The sequence below is a fragment of the Larkinella fluvii genome (assembly GCF_051857545.1).
Lineage (GTDB): Bacteria > Bacteroidota > Bacteroidia > Cytophagales > Spirosomataceae > Larkinella.
In genome coordinates this window covers 238545-257108 of record NZ_JBPZHB010000011.1, presented here as the reverse complement: position 1 = coordinate 257108, position 18564 = coordinate 238545, and the positions used below count along the sequence as shown (strand labels likewise).

Here is an 18564-nt window from a genome sequence, read left to right as displayed (position 1 = left end):
TGCCGGAGGTACGCGATATAGGCTTAGTTGCGTACCTCCGGCACGCCTGGAGTGCTCAGAATACGCATTTGCTATTAACATTACGTGCCGCTGGCACTCAAACTACGTTTAGGCAAGGGCATCATCTCATAGTTCGCGTTAAGTTAACACGAGTACAATAGCTATGAATGAAGCGGACAGCAGGTTTCCTGCTGTCCGCTTCGAATTTTTTTACAAACGGTTTTCAAATAACACCCGCAAGATTTGTGGCAAGCTGCAAAGTCAACCCAGCAGGTGAACCAGCGAAACGACAAAGAACTCGGCTTTCCACCGGGCTTTCAATTGTTTGATGGCGGCCTGGAGCAGATTGAAAACCGACTGCGGGGCCATGTTCATGACCTCGGAAATGTGGTCGCGGTCCAGTCCCTGAAAAAACTTGAGATACACCACTTCCTGCTGCCGTTTGGGCAATTGCCCGATGAGGAACTTTATCCGGTCGACCACACAACGTGAGAATTCGTCTTCAACCAGACTTTCCTGCACTGAAAACTCGATCGAAAAAGGATCGATACAATCCAGTGGAGGCCCGGATGGAGGCCCGGATTGCCAGCGTTGCTTTTCCAGCGCCCGGTGCATGTGACAGCGAAGGGACGCCAGCAGGTATACTTTCTCCCCAACGGTGTCGTTCAGCGAGTCCCGTTTCTGCCACAATTCCAGAAAAAGAGCCTGAATGCAAGCTTTCACGAATGCGGAGTCGTGGGAATATTTATGACCGTATGCGAAAAGCAGCTGGCCATATTTTTCCATTAACTTCTCAAATGCCCCGCTATTTCCATTTTTAAACTGCTGCCATAGGTCAGGCTCATCCAGGGCAACCGGGTTTTTATTCAGTATATTCATGACATACCCTTGCTGCAGATGGTGGAAGATGCCTTGCCGATCAAATATAGGGTATTATCTGAATTCCTGAAAATAAGTCTTACTATATGTCAAAATAGTACCAAGCTGGGTAGAGTGGGGAGTTGTTAAAGGGTATTTACAATCCCGATAAGCACAAGAAAATGTGAATTGACCGACAACGACCGTTACATCCTGACAAACGGATTGGTTCGTTTTTCCTGGCCGATCGTCGTGGTTCCCATGTGGCCGGGGTAAACTGTGTAGTCGTCGGGCAGGGTGTAGAGTTGTGTATGGATGCTGTGAACCAGCGTATCGAAGTCGGAAAGCGGAAAGTCGGTTCGTCCGACGCTGCCCCGAAACAGCACATCGCCCCCAATGACGAAACGGTCGGCGTGTCCGACAAAAGCCACATGCCCCGGCGCATGTCCCGGCACAAAACGCACTTCCAGCTCCGAATTTCCGAATGAAACGGTTTGCCCGGCTTCCAGCCATTGATCGGCTTCGGTCGGCTCATAAGCCCGGAAACCGTAGTGCTGTGCCAGGATTTGCGCCGACTTCAAAACCGGCAGATCGCTTTCGTGCAGGTACAGTTCAACACCGTATTTCCGCTTGACGAACGCATTGCCCAGCACATGGTCGATGTGGGCATGGGTATTGAGCAGTTTAACCGGTTTCAAACCGTTTTGCGCAATGAAATCCGTCAGTATATCTTTCTCCTGCTGGTCGTAACAACCGGGATCGATGATAACTGCTTCGCGGGTTTCGTCATACAAAACATACGTATTTTCAGCCAGCGCGTTAAAGGTAAAAGCTTGTATCCGGATCATACTGAAGATAATAGGCGGTATTACAGAAGTAGAAACAGGCTGGGTTTTTTATGCAGGTCCGGTGTTTGGGCCTTCCATTCGCGGATACTCAGCGTTCGGACCAACTCGTCTTTGGCAGTCAGATTGCAGGCAATGCACAGCCGGGTTTCGGGGTTGCAGGCCGTCAGGATGTCGGCCAGCAGGTGGTTGTTGCGGTAGGGCGTTTCCATGAAAATCTGCGTCTGCTGGCGTTTGCGGGCATCCAGTTCCAACTGCTTGATTTCCTGAAGCCGGGCCGGTTTTTCGATGGACAAATACCCGTGAAAAGCGAACGACTGACCACTCATGCCTGACGCCATCAGGGCCAGCAGAATGGACGACGGCCCCACCAGCGGCCGAACCTGCCAACCCGTTTGGTGGGCCAGCCGCACCGCCACTGCGCCGGGGTCGGCCACCCCGGGGCAACCCGCTTCGGACAAAACGCCCGCATCCCGGTTTTGCTGTCTCAGAAGGGTTAGCTGCTGTTTGGTTTCGGCTTCGGGCGTGTCTTTGTCGAGGTCGTAAAACAACAGGTCGTCGATGACCACCCCGGTTTTCAGACTGCTGATAAACCGCCGGGCCGTGCGGACGTTTTCGACAAAAAACACCGTCGTCTGGCTGATCACCTCGCGAATTTGGGGAGCCAGCACCTGGTCGGCGGTATTTTCGGCCAGTATGGTGGGAATAAGATACAGAATGGGCATGATAAAAAAGGAAGCAAACCGCATCCACATCGAGCGGACCGGTTTGCAAAGAACCGAATAAGGTGATTACTTTTCCAGGAACCGCATCAGTATTTCCACAAACTCCACCGGTTTTTCAGCCTGCACCCAATGTCCGGCATCCTCGATGGTTTCGAGCGTGCTGTTCGGAAAAATGCGCTTGATTTCGGCCTCATCTTCGTCTTTGATGTAGCGGGATTTGGCACCCCGGATGAACAACGTCGGCTCGGTTACCGTCCGGACGTGGGCCAACTCGCCCCCAATCGCGTGCAATTCCTGCTCGATAACGGGCAGGTTGAGCCGCCAGTCGAACTGTCCGTCGTCGGTGCGAAACAGGTTTTTGAGCAGGAATTGCCGAACGGGCAGAATGGGTTCATACTGGCTCAGAATGTCGTCAGCGTCGTTGCGGCTTTTGATGGTCGTCAGGTCGATGGCTTTCAATCCCCGGATCAACTCGGCGTGGTGAACGGGGTAAAATTTGGGGGCAATGTCCACGATCACCAGCCGGCTGAACTGCCCGGGATAGTCCATTGCAAACTGCATGACGGCTTTTCCCCCCATCGAATGACCGATCACGATGGGCTGTTCCAACTGGTGTTCGGTGATGAATTCCTGCAAATCGGAGGCCATGGCGTCGTAATTGAACACCTCGCTGCGGGGCGACCGCCCGTGGTTGCGCTGATCGACCAGAAACACGCGGTGATTGTGTTCGGCAATGGATTTCGAAATGGTCAGCCAGTTGTCGGACGAGCCGAAAACGCCGTGCAGAATGATGATGGGAGTGCCGGTTTCGCCGGTCTGTCGATAGTAGAGTTTCATAGTGATCGTACCTACGGAGGTTCGTCCGTGAAGGGTTCAGGGGCCAAATTACAGAATATTGCCTGATATTTCACGGACGAACCACCGGGGATACGATTCAGGACTACCGAACGTAAACGGCTTTTTCGCTTTTTTCGATCAGTTGCCCGAAGGCTTTCAAATGGAGTTTGTATTCAAAAGCCACCTGCTCGAACAGCGTGGCGCTGCGTGGATCGACGGCAATCAGCAAACCACCACTGAGTTGCGGATCGGCCAGTAAAAACCGTTGCTCCTCCGTCAGTTCGCTGGTTTTTTCGCCGAAAAGGTCCCAGTTCCGGCGGGTGCCGTCCGGAATGTTTTCCGACTTCCGGTACTCGTCCAGCATCGGAAAAACCGGGACTTTGTGAAAATCGATCTCGGCGCTCAGTCCGCTGTTTTCGGCCATCGTGATCAGGTGACCCAGCAAACCGTAGCCCGAAACGTGGGTGAGTGCTTTGACGTACGGCAGTTTTCCGAGGAAGGTTCCGAACGTATTCAGTTTCGTCATCTGGCTCAGGGCCAGTTCGGTGTGTTCGGCGCTCAGGGTTTCGCGTTGCAACGCGGTGGCCAGCATACCGGTACCGAGCGGTTTGGTCAGGTAGAGGCAGCAGCCTTCCGTGGCCGTGCTGTTTTGTTTCAAATGGTTCAGGCGCACCTTGCCGGTCACGGCCAGACCAAAAAACGGCTCCGCGCTTTCGATGCTGTGAATGCCCGCCAGCGGAATACCGGCTTCGGCGCAGAGGGCGCGGCTGCCATCCAGGATTTGACGGGCAATTTCTACCGGAATGTTATTGTATGGCCAGCCCAGAATGGCCACCGCCAGCAGCGGTTCTCCACCCATGGCGTAGATGTTGTTGAGGGCGTTGGCGGAGGCAATCCGACCGAAATCGTAGGCGTCATCCACGAAGGGCGTGAAGAAATCGGCGGTGCTGACGACGGCTTCACCGTGGCCCGTTTCCAGGACGGCGGCATCGTCGCGGTGATCGGCACCCACGAGTAGGTTGGGGAAGTCGGGGAGGGGAGACGTTGGGGCGTTCAGCAGGGTGTGGAGAACGTTTGGGTCAATTTTACCGCCAAAACCAGCGTCACGGCTGAATTGAGCCAGTTTGTATATTTCCGTTTGTTGAATCATGTCCGTACGTGTTGTAACCGCTGTGCGGTTTTCTTTTTAATACTACTGAAAGATAAAAAGAAAGGTTTAAAATGTCGCTTTTGCAGGGCGATGGCTGAAGCTTTGAAAATTCGGTAAATACCTGAATAGTAGAAGATTGTCTAAAATAGATACAAAAACAGACGATGGCTTAACGCAATGGTAACATAAAAATAATGTGGCGAAATTGAACGATAAAAACAGATTTGTGGAGTTTTTGTAGAAAGCTTGTTTGTATAAATGTTATTTTGGTACTTTACTAAGAACTGCTACTTGAGTCACAAAAAAAAATGTCGTTTCTTTGTGAAGAACTGTAGCAGGTTGTCGGATACACTTCAAACCAAATTTAACCAAATCAACCATTTTTATGAACAGAAAATTACTGTCTATCTACCTGGTAGCGTTCCTGTGCGGGCTGGCCTTTGTGCTGTCCGGCGGAGATGTTCAGGCACAGGTGACTTCATCTTCCATTGCGGGTTTTGTGAAAGATCAGAAGGGAGACGGGCTTCCGGGCGCGACGATCGTGGCGATTCACACGCCTTCCGGTACGCGCTACGGAACCATAACCAACGGTGAAGGGCGTTATACCTTTCCCAACGTTCGGGTGGGTGGGCCGTATACGGTAACCTCGACCTTCGTTGGCTTTAAAGAACAGACCAAGGCCGACATATTTGCGAGTCTGGGAACGGCCGCCAATGTGGATTTTGCGATGGCCGACGAAAGCACCCAGCTTTCGGAAATCGTCGTATCAGGTAGCCGGAGCGATATTTTTAGCTCAGACCGGACCGGAGCGGCTGCTTCGTTCGGACGGGAAGCGATCAACACGATTCCAACCATTAACCGGACACTGACCGACGTTACCAAATACAACGCCTACGGCAACGGTCAGTCCTTTGCCGGTCAGGATCCCCGTTTCAACAACTTCACCATCGACGGGTCGGTTTTCAACAACGGATTCGGTTTGGGTAGCTCGGCACTGGCCGGTGGCCGGACCGGTACGACGGCGGTTTCACTGGACGCCATCGACCAGATTCAGGTGAACGTGGCACCGTTCGACATTCGTCAATCGGGCTTTACGGGCGCGGGTATCAACGCCGTCACCCGTTCCGGTACGAACGAATTCTCGGGGTCGGTCTATCACCTGTTCCGGAACAACAGCCTGGTGGGTAAAAAAGCCGATGGGGATGAAATTACGCCTAAACCCAACATCAATGAGAAAACGTACGGTTTTCGGTTGGGCGGTCCGCTGATCAAGAATAAACTGTTTTTCTTCGTCAATGGTGAGATGTTCGACAGCAGCACACCAGCCTTGCTGTGGAGTCTCGACCGTGGCCAGGGCGGTGGTAACGTTTCGCGGGTAACCGAAACCGATATGCGGGATCTGGATCAGTTTATGCAAACGAATTTTGGCCGGAGTCTGGGAGCTTATGATGGCTTTAACAACGATGTGAAAAGCCGGAAAGGCTTGATCCGTCTGGATTACAACATCAACGACCAGCACAAACTGTCGGTACGGTATTCACACCACAATTCGGAATCAGGCTCCATCATCAGCAACAGTAACAGTAGCAACACGGCGGGGAATGGAAACCGGACGAACAGCGATCTGGCGATTTCACCGGAAAACTCTGGCTACATCATTGCCGATAACACCCGCTCGATTGCGGCTGAGCTGACCTCGAACTTCGGGGGTAAATTTGCCAACAACCTCATTGCAACGTACAACAAACAGAACGAAGACCGGACGTATAAAACCGATATTTTTCCGACCGTCGATATTCTGAAAGACGGGAGTACGTACACGTCCATTGGGTTCGATCCGTTTACCCCGAACAACAAGCTGAATTATTCGACGATGAACATCACCGATAATTTCAGCTTTTTTGCCGGACGACATACCCTGACGGCTGGTGTTGTCTACGAACATTACACCTCGAACAACGTGTTCTTCCCGTCATCGAAAGGGGTATACGTATATAACTCCATCGACGATTTCAAGACGGCGGCTTTAGCCTCGATCAACAACCCGACCGCAACGACTTCACCGGTAACGGTTGCCCGTTATAATTTGCGGTATTCGCTGATTCCGGGTGGTGGTGAGCCCTTGCAGACGCTGAAACGGAATCTATACAGTGCTTATGTTCAGGACGAGTTTCAGGCAACGCCGAACTTCAAACTGACAGTAGGTTTGCGGGGCGATGTGTTTCAATATGACAACAGCACGGCTGAAAACTTTAACAATCCGATTGTTAAAGATTTGGAATTCAGGGATGAAGAAGGAAAAAATTACAAAATCACGACCGGAACATTCCCGAAAGCGCGTTTGCTGTTGTCACCCCGGGTTGGGTTTAACTGGGATGTGAAAGGAGACAAAACGACGCAGATTCGCGGAGGAAGTGGTGTCTTCGTTTCCCGGATTCCGGAAGTGTTGATTTCCAATCAATTAGGGAATAACGGGGTCAATACCGCCGTCATTAACGTACAGAATACGACGGCGTACCCGTTTGTTACCGATCCGAGCCAGTTGCCGGCAGCCGTTCGTCCGCCCGATCCTTCGACGGTTGATTTAACGAAACTGCTTCCGTACGTTATCAACGCATCGGATCAAAACCTGAAATACCCGCAAATCTGGAAAACGAACCTGGCCGTCGATCAGCGTTTGCCATGGGGGTTGATCGGTACGGTTGAGTTTGTTTACAACAAAAACATTCAGGCCCTGCGTTACATCGATGCCAACCTGAAAGCACCAACCCGGACGCTGAACGGCCCGGATACGCGTCCGGTTTTCCCGGCTTTCGGGGTAGCAAGCTCAGGGAGCGGAGCCGCCAACACGGTAAACATTGCCCGGTATTACAATACGGCCATTGCCAACGCCTTTGTGTTGAGAAACACCAACAAGGGAAGCTCGTACATCGTGACGGCGAAATTGGAAAAACCGGCTACCCGTGGGTTTGGTGGAATGCTGGCGTACACCTACGGCGAAGCCCGGGATTTGGCCTTTGTGGGTAGCACGGTTCAGGCCAACGTGCCGACAACGATGGGACAGAATTATCTGACCACCTCGTATTCGGATCAGGATTTGCGTCACCGGATTGTGGGGTATCTTAATTACCGGCTGAACTACGGCGGTAAATTTGGCGGTTCGACTGCCTTCACGCTGGGCGTTCTGTCGACCAGTGGCAGCAAAATCTCGTACACCTACAACCAGGATGTGAACTTTGACGGTCAGACGACCAATGATTTGTTGTACGTGCCGAGAAATGCTTCTGAGCTGACGTTTGCTCCGCTTACCGTTGGATCAGGTACGAGTGCCGTGACCTATTCACCGGAGCAGCAGCAAACGGCTTTTAATGCCTACATCGAAGGGAATGACTACCTGAAAACCCGTCGCGGTCAGTACGCTGAACGGAACGGCGGTAACTATCCCTGGCTGACTCGTTTCGACTTTACGGTTATTCAAGAGTTTTATGTAGCCGTGGGTGCCAAAGGCAAACGCAACACGATTCAATTCCGGGCTGATATTCTGAACGTTACCAACCTGCTCAACAATAGCTGGGGGCTGGGAAAAACCGTTACGACCTTTAACCCGCTGGCGCTGGCCAGTGTGAATACCACGACGGGTATTCCTACGTATCGTTTGGCAACGCAGGTCGTTGATGATCAGCGCATTCTGCTCAGAGATTCGTTTGTTCCCAGCCAAAACCTGAACGCGGTGTATCAGGCTCAGTTGGGTATCCGGTATATCTTTAATTAAGAACAATTTAGTCAGACAACACCCCCGCCGGAGCGATTCGACGGGGGTGTTTTTTTTGAAGCGATGAAAAAGTTGATTTTAGCCGGGGCATTTTTGCTGATTGGGGTTAGACTGTTGGCACAGCCCACATCGAAATATACCACGGCAAAAGCATTGGAACAGGTTCTGGCGTATCGTTCTGATCGGAAAATTCCGCTGATTCTGGCTCATCGGGGTGGCCCGGAAGTTACAGAAACGGAGAATAGTCTGGAGACCTTTCGGCATACGGTTCAGCAAATTCCGGATGCCATCATTGAAATGGACGTTCGGATGACCGCTGACAGCGTGCTGGTGCTGTTGCATGACGACGAAATTGGACGAACCACCACCGGGAAAGGGTCGTTGAAAGGGCAGACCTGGGCCGAACTGAAAGCGGTTTTCCTGCGCGATCTACAGGGTCATCCCACCCGACAGCGCATTCCGCTTTTCGACGATGTTCTGCGCTGGGGAGCCGGAAAGGTGTTGATGGCTATCGACGCCAAACCGGAGGTTGATTTGCGAAAAGTGATGAAAGCCATTGTGGATCGGGGAGCGTTGCACAGTGTTTTTGTCATTTGCTATTCGACAGCGGATGCTGTAAAACTGCGTACAGAGTACCCGGATGTCTGGATTGCGCTGGGATTCAATACCGCCGATCACAGTGAAACGCTCCGAAAAGCGGGTTTGTCGTTGCATCATCTTATTGCGTTGGCGGCTCGCCAGGGAAGTGATTTTTATCGGCGGGTTCATCAGGACGGTATTGCCTGTACGGCAGGCACCTACGGTCCTGGCAATCTGGATGAAAAACCGATCAGTGAAGTGGCCGAAGAGTATAGAAAAATCTTCCAAACGGGCGCGGATATATTAACAACCGACCGACCGGTGGCAGTCAGGTGGTTATTCAAGGATCTGTAAACTTACACCTTCCGCTCAATTCCCTGCGCCCGTAGCGCAACGGTGGCATCCCGGTAGCCCTGAACGATCAGCCGTCCGATGTCATCCGACGAAAACCGCATCAGGTTCAAATACAGCGGTTCGTTCGGGCGGACGAGGGTCAGGTGCATGGCGTTGCCCCGCAGTTTCTCGCGCTCAATCCAGCGTTCGGCCCAGGCAATGTCGTTGTTAACAATCTGATTGACCGTAATGTCTTTCACCCGCTCAACTAAATTCAGCAGACTGCGGTAATTGAATTTCTCCGTAAAAATCCGTTTGGCGTGGCAGGCAACGCACACCAGTTCGTCGGCCCCGTCGTCAATGGCTTCCCGCAGCGGGGCGACCTCCCGCAAACCGCCGTCCAGAAACATCTTCTGGCGATCACCACCGACGCAAACGGCGGGCATCAGAAACGGTAGGGAACTGCTGGCGATGACGTAATCCAGGATCGATTCGTCGTCGTTGCTGGTATACACAATGTCACCTTTGATGATGTCGACCGCACCCACTTTCAGTTTAACCGGGCTGTTGACCAGAACCGGCAGCTTGATGTGGGTTCGAATCAGGCTTTGAAGGGGCGTGGTGTCCAGCAAGCCATCGAAGCGGCTCAGCAGGGTGTTGTAGCCCATCACCAGCGTTGACTGAACCACGGCCACGTCCTTCGGCTGGGTGATGTTCCGAATCCAGAATTCGATCAGTTGCCGACCGGCTTTGGGCCAGTCGACGGCACCGTGTTCGGCAAACTGTTTCCCGGCTTCGTGAACCAGAAAAACCGCATTGAGACTCCCCACCGAAATGCCATAAATCGCTTCGGGTTCAAAACCGGATTCCAGAATGGCCTGAATCGCCCCCGCCTGAAAAGCCCCCTTGAGCGAACCGCCCCCTAATACCAGTGCACGCATAAAAGAAGAATGTAAAATGTAAAATGATGAACGCTAAATGTAAAATGACTGGAATTCGGCACTTTTACATTTAATATTTATCATTTTACATTTGAAATTAGAAGTATTTTTTACTAACCGTAACATTACATTTTTAGAGCCAATCTTGCAACGGGTGCGAAGTTTTTACGAAGTTTTGTCCTGATCTCGCGTTTGAGTGGTATACTTGCGCCCTGAATGCGGTTCGTCTAACCCGATGAACTGATGTGAATGATGCCACTATCGATCCGGGACATACAAGCGCCGATTGCTGCCGAAATGGAAACATTTGAGCACAAATTCCGGCAGTTTATGAAAAGCGAAGTCATGCTTCTGGACCAGATCATGAACTACATCGTGCGCCGGAAGGGCAAACAACTCCGGCCCATGTTTGTTTTTCTGACGGCCGGGGTTTGCGGAACCGTCACCGAATCGACCCACCGGGGTGCGGCCCTCATCGAACTGCTGCACACGGCAACGCTCGTTCACGACGATGTGGTCGATGACTCCAACTACCGTCGCGGTTTCTTCTCCATCAACGCCCTTTGGAAAAACAAAATCGCTGTGCTGGTGGGCGATTATCTGCTCTCCCGCGGGCTGCTGCTGTCGGTCGACAACGGCGATTATGATTTGCTGAAAATTGTCTCGAAGGCCGTTCGCGAAATCAGTGAGGGCGAGTTGCTCCAGATCGAAAAAGCCCGGCGGCTGGACATTACGGAAGCGGTTTACTACGAAATCATTCGCCAGAAAACCGCATCACTGATTTCGGCCTGTTGTGCCGTGGGTGCCCGCTCGGTGGATGCCAGCGCCGAAATGATCGAAACCGCCCGGATGTTCGGCGAAAAAGTGGGAATTGCTTTCCAGATCAAAGACGATTTGTTCGATTACGGGGAAGAGGAAGTAGGCAAACCGCTCGGCATCGACATCAAGGAAAAGAAAATGACGTTGCCGTTGATTTACGCGCTGAACAACGCGAAATGGGTCGAAAAACGGCGGATGATCAACATCGTCAAGAATGAAAGTGAAAACCCGAAACGGGTCGCCGAAGTCATTGATTTTGTGAAGAAGTCGGGCGGTATTCAATACGCCACCACCGTCATGACCCGCTACGTCGACGAAGCCAAAGCCCTTCTGTTCACCCTGCCAGACTCCCGTTATCGTACTTCTCTGGAACAACTGGTGCAGTATACGATTGAGCGCTCTAAATAGTGAAGAGTTAACAATTAAAAGTTGGCTGACGGATATTCGTACAGGCCAAGAGCTTGAATACGCTTTTAACTCATCACTCTTAACTCATCACTCTTCACTCTAGCCTCCGGAAGTTTCCACCACGGCAAATACGGCCAGGCGTGGTGCTCGGCGTGGTAGCCGAAAAAATAGCAGCTCAGGAAGGCCAGCATGTGGTTGCGTTTCTGGCTGCGGGCGTTGTGGGGCGGGTTGTGGTGTTCACCCCGGTGGGGGCGATAGGTGCCGAAATAAAAGAGCTGGAACGTGCTCAACACCGCCGGAACCATCCAGAACGCGATCAGATTTTCCATCGGAAACCAGAGTTTCAGGGCATTGTAGGTAACCGCCATCAGGACAATCTGAAGTACCGAAATATATTCTTTCAGAAAACTGTAATACCAGGCCAGAAAACCGGGATTGCCGTCGTGGTAGTCGGGGTCGTCGTGGGTGGCCGAGTGTTTGTGGTGCAGGTGGTGTTTGCGGCTGAGTTGGTTGTAGTTATTGAAGGCAAACAACGTGGCACACAGAAAGCCGATGGCGTTGTTCAATCGCTTGTTGTGGGGAGCCACCACGCCGTGAATGGCATCGTGGGCGGTAATGAAAACGCCGGTGTAGAGGTGGGTTTGAACCAGCACGAAAACATAAACCAGCGGATTCTGCCAGTTGATCGGGTAGTTGAGCAGAAAAACCAGCATGCCCAGCCAACTTAGCAGAATGGCCGCAGCAAAATAAAGGCCCCGGTTGCCGATTTGGCTCGGTTTAAACGAAATTGCGGAAGTGACCATTTAACAATTCATTTATCGGCTAACGACCCGCGTACCAGAAATGTTCATTACTTTTGGGGTTTATAACCCGACTCATTCTCCATAGTCCCTTCCCATTGGCATGAAACTAGTCCGTTTAGCCTTATTTTTGCTTGCACCCGCTTTGGTGTTTGCGCAACCTGCTCCCAAAAAAGCAGCCAGCTCTTCAACCTCCCTGAGCCGCCCGAAACTGGTGGTTGGCATTGTGGTCGACCAGATGCGGTATGATTATTTGTACCGGTTTTACAATAAATATTCGGAAGGCGGTTTTAAACGGATGATGCGGGACGGTTTTAATGCCCGCAATAATCATTACCATTATGCCGCTACGATTACCGCACCTGGTCACACGCACGTATACACGGGTTCGGCTCCGGCCATTTCCGGAATTGTCGGCAACGACTGGTACGACCGGGCCGCTGAACGGACAGTGTATTGTGTCGAAGATTCGACGGTACGATCGGTCGGAAATGCATCGTCGGCCGGGCGGATGTCTCCGCGAAACCTGCTGGTTACGACCGTAACGGACCAGTTGAAAGTGGCCACGCAGGGTCGTTCGAAAGTCATTGGCATTGCGATGAAAGACCGGGGTGCCATTCTGCCCGCGGGTCATGCCGCCAATGCTGCCTACTGGTTCGACTCGAAAGACGGAAGCTGGATTTCGAGTACATTTTATATGAAAGAACAGCCTCAGTGGGCGAAGGACTTCAACGCCCTCAAACTATCGGACAAATACCTGACGCAAAACTGGGAAACCACGTTGCCAATTGATCAATACACGGAAAGTACCGCCGATGACACACCTTTTGAAAATCCACTGGCTGGCGAACCCAAAGCCGTGTTCCCGCACCAGGCCATTGCGTCGCTCGGCAGTAAATACGAAGCCCTGCGGACCAGCCCGTTTGGCGATGTGTTGACAAAAGAAATGGCTATAGCCGCTCTAAAAGGCGAGAATATGGGAAAAGGCAGCGAGACCGATTTCCTCTGCGTCAGTTTTTCGTCACCCGATGCCATTGGTCACCGGTTCAGTCCATCGTCCGTTGAAATCGAGGATGAATACTTGCGGCTGGACAAAGTGATGGCGGACCTGCTGAATGCACTGGATGCACAGGTCGGAAAAGGGAATTATTTCACGTTTCTGTCGGCCGACCACGGTGCCGCCGATAACCCGGGTTACTCGCAGAGCCTGAATTTACCGGGCGATTTTCTGGAAGCAAAGGACATCAGCGCGGCCACCGACAAAGCCCTGACGGACGCGTTTGGCCCCGGGAAATGGGTCGTTGGCAATTCCAATTCACAAGTGTATCTGAACCACGACCTGCTGCGGGAAAAGAAAGTGAAAGTGTCCGACGCTACCGAAGTGGTGCGGATGGTCTTATTGAAAAATCCGGGCATTCAGAACGTGCTTAACCTACACGACATCAACTCAAATTCCGTCCCGGAATACTGGCTGCCTTTGCTGCGGAATGTCTACAACCCCCGGCGAAGCGGAGACCTGTATCTGGTGACGCAACCCGGCTGGCTGGAAGGCTACCGAAAGGGCGGCACGTCTCACGGAACGCTCTATAACTACGATACGCACGTCCCCCTGGTCTTTTACGGCTGGGGCATCAAACCCGGCGAAACCACCCGCCGGACACACATTGCCGACATTGCCTCCACGGTTTCGGCGCTCCTGCACATTCTGGAACCCAGCGGGAACATTGGCGATCCGGTGGCGGAAGCGATGAAGTGAGATTGAACCAGAAACAACCAAAACGACGCTAAGCCGGGTGAGGCTTAGCGTCGTTTTGGTTTGGGAATAATAGCTTTTCGATCAATTCATGCACTTTCGTACAGGGATTGTGATTGGCGTAATCGGTTCGATCGGCAAATTCAGCTTCTAATCTTTTTGCTCTGGCGATGGCTTGTTTTAGGTCACCGTGCTGTTGCAGCAGCAGAAACAGTTCTGCGCTATTCTTTTGATAGAAATACGCACTTCCCATTTTGGCTGATAATTCCCGTTCCAGTAATGTTTTATAATGGTCTCTTGACATTCCATGCTGAAAAAACTGGAAGTGCAACAAATACCACAATTCAAACGCTTCGTTCGTCCAGGCGCACTGAATGCCAACCGCTTGCCCTTTAAAAATGGCGTTGTTGAAGTTCTGATCCGGAAAACTATCCCGGTCAAATACTGCCCACACTTCATCGAAAGTTCTGCCAAACCGCTCCAAACGGGCTCGGGCTTTTTGCGCGTCTTCGATGACCGTTAGTGTATTGTGACCCGTTCCTTCAATCTCAAGGTCTATGGTATCGACTACACCTGGTGGTAGGTTTCTTTTCAGGCCTTCAAAGTAGTTCGGCTCTGTTTTAGTCCCTTCGCAGACGATCAGGTAGTATTTCCGCTTCGCTTTCGTGTCCTGTTTGCGGCTCGTTTCCTGACGGGCAAACCGCTTGAGTACAGCATTGTCTATTTTTGCTTTTCGAGCCATGCCGGAACAATTTTCGATAAATCGCCTATGTATGGAATGGCTCCATATCGCCCCTGAATATAGTCTTCCTCGAACGAGCGGTCTTTGCGTACTTTCGTGCCATCTTCTTCCTGATACTCTACCAACGAATATAAACAGGTGGCTCCGTATTGATCTTTCTCGGTGAAATAAATCTGGTCGCGCCGGAAAAGTTTACCGGTCAACAGATTCGTGTCGTGCGTGGCAAAGATGAGCTGTGCGTTATTCGGGTTTAGTTCGGGTTGATTGAAAAGTCGAATGATCGCTTGTGTCATCAGTGGATGGAGTTTAGCATCTAGTTCATCTACGATTAAAAGGCCACCATTCTGCAACGTGTCAAAAATAGGCCCAGATAGATCGAAGAGCTTGTTTGTACCAGATGACTCATTCTTATCCATATCAAAAGTCACAACCTCATTGACCAACTTTTTTTCCGCATCATATTTTGGATGATAGGTTTCAATTACTGTCAGATCACTGTTTTTCAATCCAATAGGCGAAAGTTGTTTGAAATCATATGTAAGTCTTGTTAATCTTTCTACCGGAGAAGGTTCATTTACAATACCAATTTCATCAATTCCAACAATCTCATTAATAAATACCAGAAGATCGGCTTTCTTACTTTCTTCTAAATGTTTAATTGTAAGGCTTCTAAGCTTTTCATGCGATGAACCTGAAATGGAATTAAGCTTTCCAAACCAACTTAAAATCTGTTTTGATATAATGCCATTAAACTGGTCACAAACTGCTAGGAATAATGCATTATTACGGGTTCGTTCTTCTAAATCTTTCCCTTCTTTAAAATCTTTCGATACATCAATAGCATCGTTTTCTCTAACAAAAAGAGATTTTTCCTGTCTTTTTTTTGACTCAAAAAGCCATTCTGCCCGCACGGCTTGGCGATCAACTTCAAAACCGTAGCGATACCGGATGTCATTTAGTAAAAATAGTACTTCAAAGTAGCTGGGTTCACCCTCGGTTTCGGTACTCAGTAAGAATGGTTCAACTTCAATTGCGGCTGTTGAGGAGCGCTCTGCTGATTTGGTTACAATCTGGCGCATCGTCCCCAGGGCATTCAGCACATTAGACTTTCCGCTGGCATTAGCACCATAAATGACAGCGCTACGGAGCAGTTGATAGCGTCCAGCGTCAATCAATTGCTCGCGGTGTTCACTGATGGATGACGCATCCAGCCGCAAAGTCTGGCGGTCTTTGATGGAGAGGAAATTGCCGACGGTGAATTCGATGAGCATAACGTTTACTTGAAATGTTTTGCAATATCACTATTTAACCAGAAAGGCGGTACTTTTTGAGAAAATTTCTCAAAAAGTACCGCCTTTCTGGTTGTCTGAATTCTTTTATTGAAAACTCTCCACCGGCATCTGCACAACAATAATCCGGCTGCCTTCCATTTTTTTGATCACTACCGGCCGCCCCGCCATGATCGACTCGTCGTTGTCTGAAACCGCCGTCCATTCCGTGCCCCGGTAGAAAATCCGGCCTTCGCCGGAGGCCGGGATCGTTTCGACGACCGTGGCTTTGTCGCCCACCGATTCGACGTATTCCTGTTTTCGGGTGCGCGATTCAAACCAGCGCCGGAGCGGTTTCCGGCCCGTGACCAGTGTCAACAGCGTGATGGCCGCAAACGCAAACAACTGGGCGCTGACTTCCGGTGTTACGCCCAGCCAGGTGACCAGGGCCGTAACGAACGCGCCAACGCTGAGGAAGGCGAAAACAAACGAAACACTGAGTAGCTCGGCAATCAGGAACAGAATGCCCAAAACAACCCACAATTGAGGCCAGGTGATGAAGTCCATCGCTTTATGATTTTTTGTCCTGATGTTTGACCACCGTCATGGCGGTTGAAATAATCGACGCCAGATCCCCGAAGTTAGCGGGCAGAATCAGCGTGTTGTTGGTGCGGGCCAGGTTGCCAAACTGATCGACCAGCTGCTCGGCCACCCGGAGTTGAACGGCATCCATACCGCCCTCGTCGTTGATCGCAGCCGCCACTTTCCGGATGCTTTCAGCGGTGGCATCGGCGATGGATTTGATGGCTTCCGCTTCACCCGACGCTTCGTTGATTTGCCGCAGCCGCACCCCTTCCGATTCGAGCACAACCTTCTGCTTTTGTCCCTCGGCGATGTTGATGGCCGATTGTTTTTCGCCCTCCGATTGCAGAATGACCGCCCGTTTTTCACGTTCGGCCTGCATCTGCTTCTCCATCGCGTTCAAAACGGATTGGGGGGGCGTAATGTTCTTGATTTCGTAGCGCAGCACTTTGACACCCCAGCCAATGGCGGCTTCGTCGATGGCCCGGACCACCGCCTGATTCAGCGTCGTCCGTTCTTCAAACGTCTTGTCCAGCTCGATTTTGCCCATTTCACTCCGCATCGTGGTCTGCGACAACTGAATCACCGCAAACCGGTAATCGGCAATTCCATAGGACGCTTTCTGCGGATCGACAATCTGAATAAAAATGACGCCATCGACGCGCACCTGCACGTTGTCGCGGGTGATGCAGATTTGTTCGGGAATATCGAGGGCGGTTTCTTTTAAACTGTGCTTGTAGGCAACCCGGTCGAAAAAAGGAATAATAAACGTGATGCCCGGCTGTAGAACCGCCAGGAATTTGCCCAGACGTTCCACCACGTAGGCGGTTTGCTGCGGCACCACCTTGACCGTCATGAAAACCACCAGAAGGGCCAGAACGACAAGGGTTAAAAAAACATATCCCATAAGAGAGTGAAGGTTAAGTGAATAAAAGAGGATAGAAGTAAGACGGAAGACAAGAGATAAAAGACAGGAGTGGCTCTACTCTCTGGTCTCACGTCTTTTGTTTTGACTAAATCTCGGAAAAATAGACGTATATCTCCAAGCACTGTGATGATAGGCAGAAAAATCCGTAAATGAAAGGTTGTGGGGCTGGATGGAGAAATTAGATTAATTTGCGGTAGTAATCAGCCGCTGGAGGGGCGTTGTCCCATTGGCAACGGGAAGTCTGTCAAGTCTACTTTGAATTCAAATGCCTGTTATTCATTATCCCGACCGCTGGGTTCGCCTGATCGGCATCCCGATTTGGGCGGTGTTGTTCCGGTTCATCGGCGATCCGGCTCCCCTCGGCGATTTGTTTCTGAATCCGCTCTTTTACCTCGATGTGGCTGTCATCATGGGGGTGAACGTCATTCTTTGGGAGTTCAACCGCTGGCTGATCCGAAAAATGGACGTGCTGTATTCCTGGGCGGCCCAACCGCTGCAACGGCTGGTGGCGCAGGGCGGTCTGGCGTTGGCTTCGACGGGTTTTATCATCGCCGTTTTTAGCCTGATCTACAACCGGTTTATTCTAAAAAGACCCCCGCCGTTCGACTTGTCGATCACGATTTCCAATGATGTACCAATCGGACTCCTTTTCATTCTGATCCTGCACATGGCCTATACCATGTACTGGATGCGAACCTACCACCGCCAGACCGTCGCCGAATTGCGCCGGCAACTGGCCGAAATCCGGACCGAACCGGCAACCCAGCCCGAATCCGCCGAAAACCGCAATCCAGCCTTAAAAACCTTGCTGGTGAACCAGGGAAAAGGGTTCATTCCGGTTTCAATAGAGCAGATTGCCTACATTTTTATTACCAATGAAATCAGCATCGTTAAAACCGTCGATAGCCAGTCCTTTACGGTCGATGCCACGTTGGAACAACTCAGTGAGCGGTTGCCTTCAGACGTTTTTTTTCGGCTCAGCCGCCAGTTCATCGCCCACCGAAAGGCCATCCGGAAAGTCGAAAACGACGGTTCGGGACGGTTGGTGCTGCATCTTCACCCCGTCCATTCCGAAGAGGTGGCCGTTAGCCGACGGCGTGTGGCCGAATTTCGGCAGTGGATGGGATCGTAACCCCAAAACCTCCGCGCCTGCATCCACCATTCGCGTTTTCATTTCGGCCATTCAGCCCGGAACGCCGACCAGTGGGCGGTCAAAAACTGCCT

16 protein-coding genes are annotated in these 18564 nt (G+C 51.3%); 5 read left to right on the top strand and 11 right to left on the bottom strand.

The window, feature by feature from the left end; genetic code table 11:
- Positions 1–261: 261 nt before the first annotated feature.
- The 5 genes from ACS5NO_RS27890 to selD all read right to left on the bottom strand — a co-directional run bounded on the left by ACS5NO_RS27890 (position 262) and on the right by selD (position 4415).
- Positions 262–879: an RNA polymerase sigma factor gene (locus tag ACS5NO_RS27890; RefSeq protein ID WP_439418169.1), complete on the bottom strand. Its 618-nt coding sequence runs from the start codon at positions 877–879 to the stop codon at positions 262–264.
- Between the two features lie 185 nt (positions 880–1064).
- Positions 1065–1706: an MBL fold metallo-hydrolase gene (locus ACS5NO_RS27885; protein ID WP_439418168.1), complete on the bottom strand. Its 642-nt coding sequence runs from the start codon at positions 1704–1706 to the stop codon at positions 1065–1067.
- 20 nt (positions 1707–1726) lie between these two features.
- Entirely contained in the window at positions 1727–2428 is a 702-nt protein-coding gene (locus ACS5NO_RS27880; protein ID WP_439418172.1) for an SAM-dependent methyltransferase, read from the bottom strand.
- 66 nt (positions 2429–2494) lie between these two features.
- Entirely contained in the window at positions 2495–3265 is a 771-nt protein-coding gene (locus ACS5NO_RS27875) for an alpha/beta fold hydrolase (protein WP_439418167.1), read from the bottom strand.
- A gap of 103 nt (positions 3266–3368) precedes the next feature.
- A complete protein-coding gene (gene selD / locus ACS5NO_RS27870) occupies positions 3369–4415 on the bottom strand; it encodes a selenide, water dikinase SelD (RefSeq protein WP_439418166.1) in 1047 nt (348 codons plus the stop codon).
- A gap of 385 nt (positions 4416–4800) precedes the next feature.
- Between selD and ACS5NO_RS27865 the strand changes: the two genes are divergently transcribed.
- Entirely contained in the window at positions 4801–8187 is a 3387-nt protein-coding gene (locus tag ACS5NO_RS27865) for a TonB-dependent receptor (protein ID WP_439418165.1), read from the top strand.
- 63 nt (positions 8188–8250) lie between these two features.
- Positions 8251–9120 carry a glycerophosphodiester phosphodiesterase family protein gene (locus ACS5NO_RS27860; protein WP_439418164.1) on the top strand — a complete coding sequence of 290 codons (870 nt, stop codon included), beginning with the start codon at positions 8251–8253 and terminating at the stop codon, positions 9118–9120.
- A 2-nt stretch (positions 9121–9122) separates the two neighbouring features.
- Here ACS5NO_RS27860 and ACS5NO_RS27855 read toward each other — a convergent pair whose 3' ends face one another.
- On the bottom strand, positions 9123–10040 hold the full coding sequence (locus tag ACS5NO_RS27855; RefSeq protein WP_439418163.1) for a patatin-like phospholipase family protein: 918 nt from the start codon (positions 10038–10040) through the stop codon (positions 9123–9125).
- A gap of 252 nt (positions 10041–10292) precedes the next feature.
- On the opposite strand from ACS5NO_RS27855, the gene ACS5NO_RS27850 reads away from it, so the two are divergent.
- Positions 10293–11267: a polyprenyl synthetase family protein gene (locus tag ACS5NO_RS27850; RefSeq protein ID WP_114405232.1), complete on the top strand. Its 975-nt coding sequence runs from the start codon at positions 10293–10295 to the stop codon at positions 11265–11267.
- Positions 11268–11332: 65 nt separating this feature from the next.
- Here the strand turns inward: ACS5NO_RS27850 and ACS5NO_RS27845 are convergent, their stop codons facing one another.
- Positions 11333–12070, bottom strand: a complete 738-nt coding sequence (locus tag ACS5NO_RS27845) for a fatty acid desaturase (RefSeq protein ID WP_439418162.1) — start codon at positions 12068–12070, stop codon at positions 11333–11335.
- A gap of 100 nt (positions 12071–12170) precedes the next feature.
- On the opposite strand from ACS5NO_RS27845, the gene pafA reads away from it, so the two are divergent.
- Positions 12171–13823, top strand: coding sequence for an alkaline phosphatase PafA (gene pafA / locus ACS5NO_RS27840; protein WP_439418161.1), 1653 nt, complete (start codon positions 12171–12173; stop codon positions 13821–13823).
- Between the two features lie 28 nt (positions 13824–13851).
- Here pafA and ACS5NO_RS27835 read toward each other — a convergent pair whose 3' ends face one another.
- The 4 genes from ACS5NO_RS27835 to ACS5NO_RS27820 all read right to left on the bottom strand — a co-directional run bounded on the left by ACS5NO_RS27835 (position 13852) and on the right by ACS5NO_RS27820 (position 17319).
- Positions 13852–14562: an RloB family protein gene (locus ACS5NO_RS27835; protein WP_439418160.1), complete on the bottom strand. Its 711-nt coding sequence runs from the start codon at positions 14560–14562 to the stop codon at positions 13852–13854.
- Positions 14541–15833, bottom strand: coding sequence for an AAA family ATPase (locus ACS5NO_RS27830; protein ID WP_439418159.1), 1293 nt, complete (start codon positions 15831–15833; stop codon positions 14541–14543). Before ACS5NO_RS27830 ends, ACS5NO_RS27835 begins: the two co-directional genes overlap by 22 nt.
- A 105-nt stretch (positions 15834–15938) precedes the next feature.
- Positions 15939–16397: an NfeD family protein gene (locus ACS5NO_RS27825; protein WP_439418158.1), complete on the bottom strand. Its 459-nt coding sequence runs from the start codon at positions 16395–16397 to the stop codon at positions 15939–15941.
- 4 nt (positions 16398–16401) lie between these two features.
- Positions 16402–17319, bottom strand: coding sequence for an SPFH domain-containing protein (locus ACS5NO_RS27820; RefSeq protein WP_114404982.1), 918 nt, complete (start codon positions 17317–17319; stop codon positions 16402–16404).
- A gap of 286 nt (positions 17320–17605) precedes the next feature.
- Here ACS5NO_RS27820 and ACS5NO_RS27815 point away from each other — a divergent pair, with 286 nt between their 5' ends.
- Positions 17606–18472 (top strand): LytR/AlgR family response regulator transcription factor, encoded by an 867-nt coding sequence (locus ACS5NO_RS27815; protein WP_439418157.1) that lies wholly within the window; start codon positions 17606–17608, stop codon positions 18470–18472.
- The last annotated feature ends 92 nt before the right edge of the window (positions 18473–18564 follow it).

Excerpts from the sequence above, each read along its gene's own strand:
- ACS5NO_RS27890 (WP_439418169.1), bottom strand. The coding sequence starts at position 879 with ATGAATATACTGAATAAAAACCCGGTTGCCCTGGATGAGCCTGACCTA.
- ACS5NO_RS27885 (WP_439418168.1), bottom strand. The coding sequence starts at position 1,706 with ATGATCCGGATACAAGCTTTTACCTTTAACGCGCTGGCTGAAAATACG.
- ACS5NO_RS27880 (WP_439418172.1), bottom strand. The coding sequence starts at position 2,428 with ATGCCCATTCTGTATCTTATTCCCACCATACTGGCCGAAAATACCGCC.
- ACS5NO_RS27875 (WP_439418167.1), bottom strand. The coding sequence starts at position 3,265 with ATGAAACTCTACTATCGACAGACCGGCGAAACCGGCACTCCCATCATC.
- selD (WP_439418166.1), bottom strand. The coding sequence starts at position 4,415 with ATGATTCAACAAACGGAAATATACAAACTGGCTCAATTCAGCCGTGAC.
- ACS5NO_RS27865 (WP_439418165.1), top strand. The coding sequence starts at position 4,801 with ATGAACAGAAAATTACTGTCTATCTACCTGGTAGCGTTCCTGTGCGGG.
- ACS5NO_RS27860 (WP_439418164.1), top strand. The coding sequence starts at position 8,251 with ATGAAAAAGTTGATTTTAGCCGGGGCATTTTTGCTGATTGGGGTTAGA.
- ACS5NO_RS27855 (WP_439418163.1), bottom strand. The coding sequence starts at position 10,040 with ATGCGTGCACTGGTATTAGGGGGCGGTTCGCTCAAGGGGGCTTTTCAG.
- ACS5NO_RS27850 (WP_114405232.1), top strand. The coding sequence starts at position 10,293 with ATGCCACTATCGATCCGGGACATACAAGCGCCGATTGCTGCCGAAATG.
- ACS5NO_RS27845 (WP_439418162.1), bottom strand. The coding sequence starts at position 12,070 with ATGGTCACTTCCGCAATTTCGTTTAAACCGAGCCAAATCGGCAACCGG.
- pafA (WP_439418161.1), top strand. The coding sequence starts at position 12,171 with ATGAAACTAGTCCGTTTAGCCTTATTTTTGCTTGCACCCGCTTTGGTG.
- ACS5NO_RS27835 (WP_439418160.1), bottom strand. The coding sequence starts at position 14,562 with ATGGCTCGAAAAGCAAAAATAGACAATGCTGTACTCAAGCGGTTTGCC.
- ACS5NO_RS27830 (WP_439418159.1), bottom strand. The coding sequence starts at position 15,833 with ATGCTCATCGAATTCACCGTCGGCAATTTCCTCTCCATCAAAGACCGC.
- ACS5NO_RS27825 (WP_439418158.1), bottom strand. The coding sequence starts at position 16,397 with ATGGACTTCATCACCTGGCCTCAATTGTGGGTTGTTTTGGGCATTCTG.
- ACS5NO_RS27820 (WP_114404982.1), bottom strand. The coding sequence starts at position 17,319 with ATGGGATATGTTTTTTTAACCCTTGTCGTTCTGGCCCTTCTGGTGGTT.
- ACS5NO_RS27815 (WP_439418157.1), top strand. The coding sequence starts at position 17,606 with ATGCCTGTTATTCATTATCCCGACCGCTGGGTTCGCCTGATCGGCATC.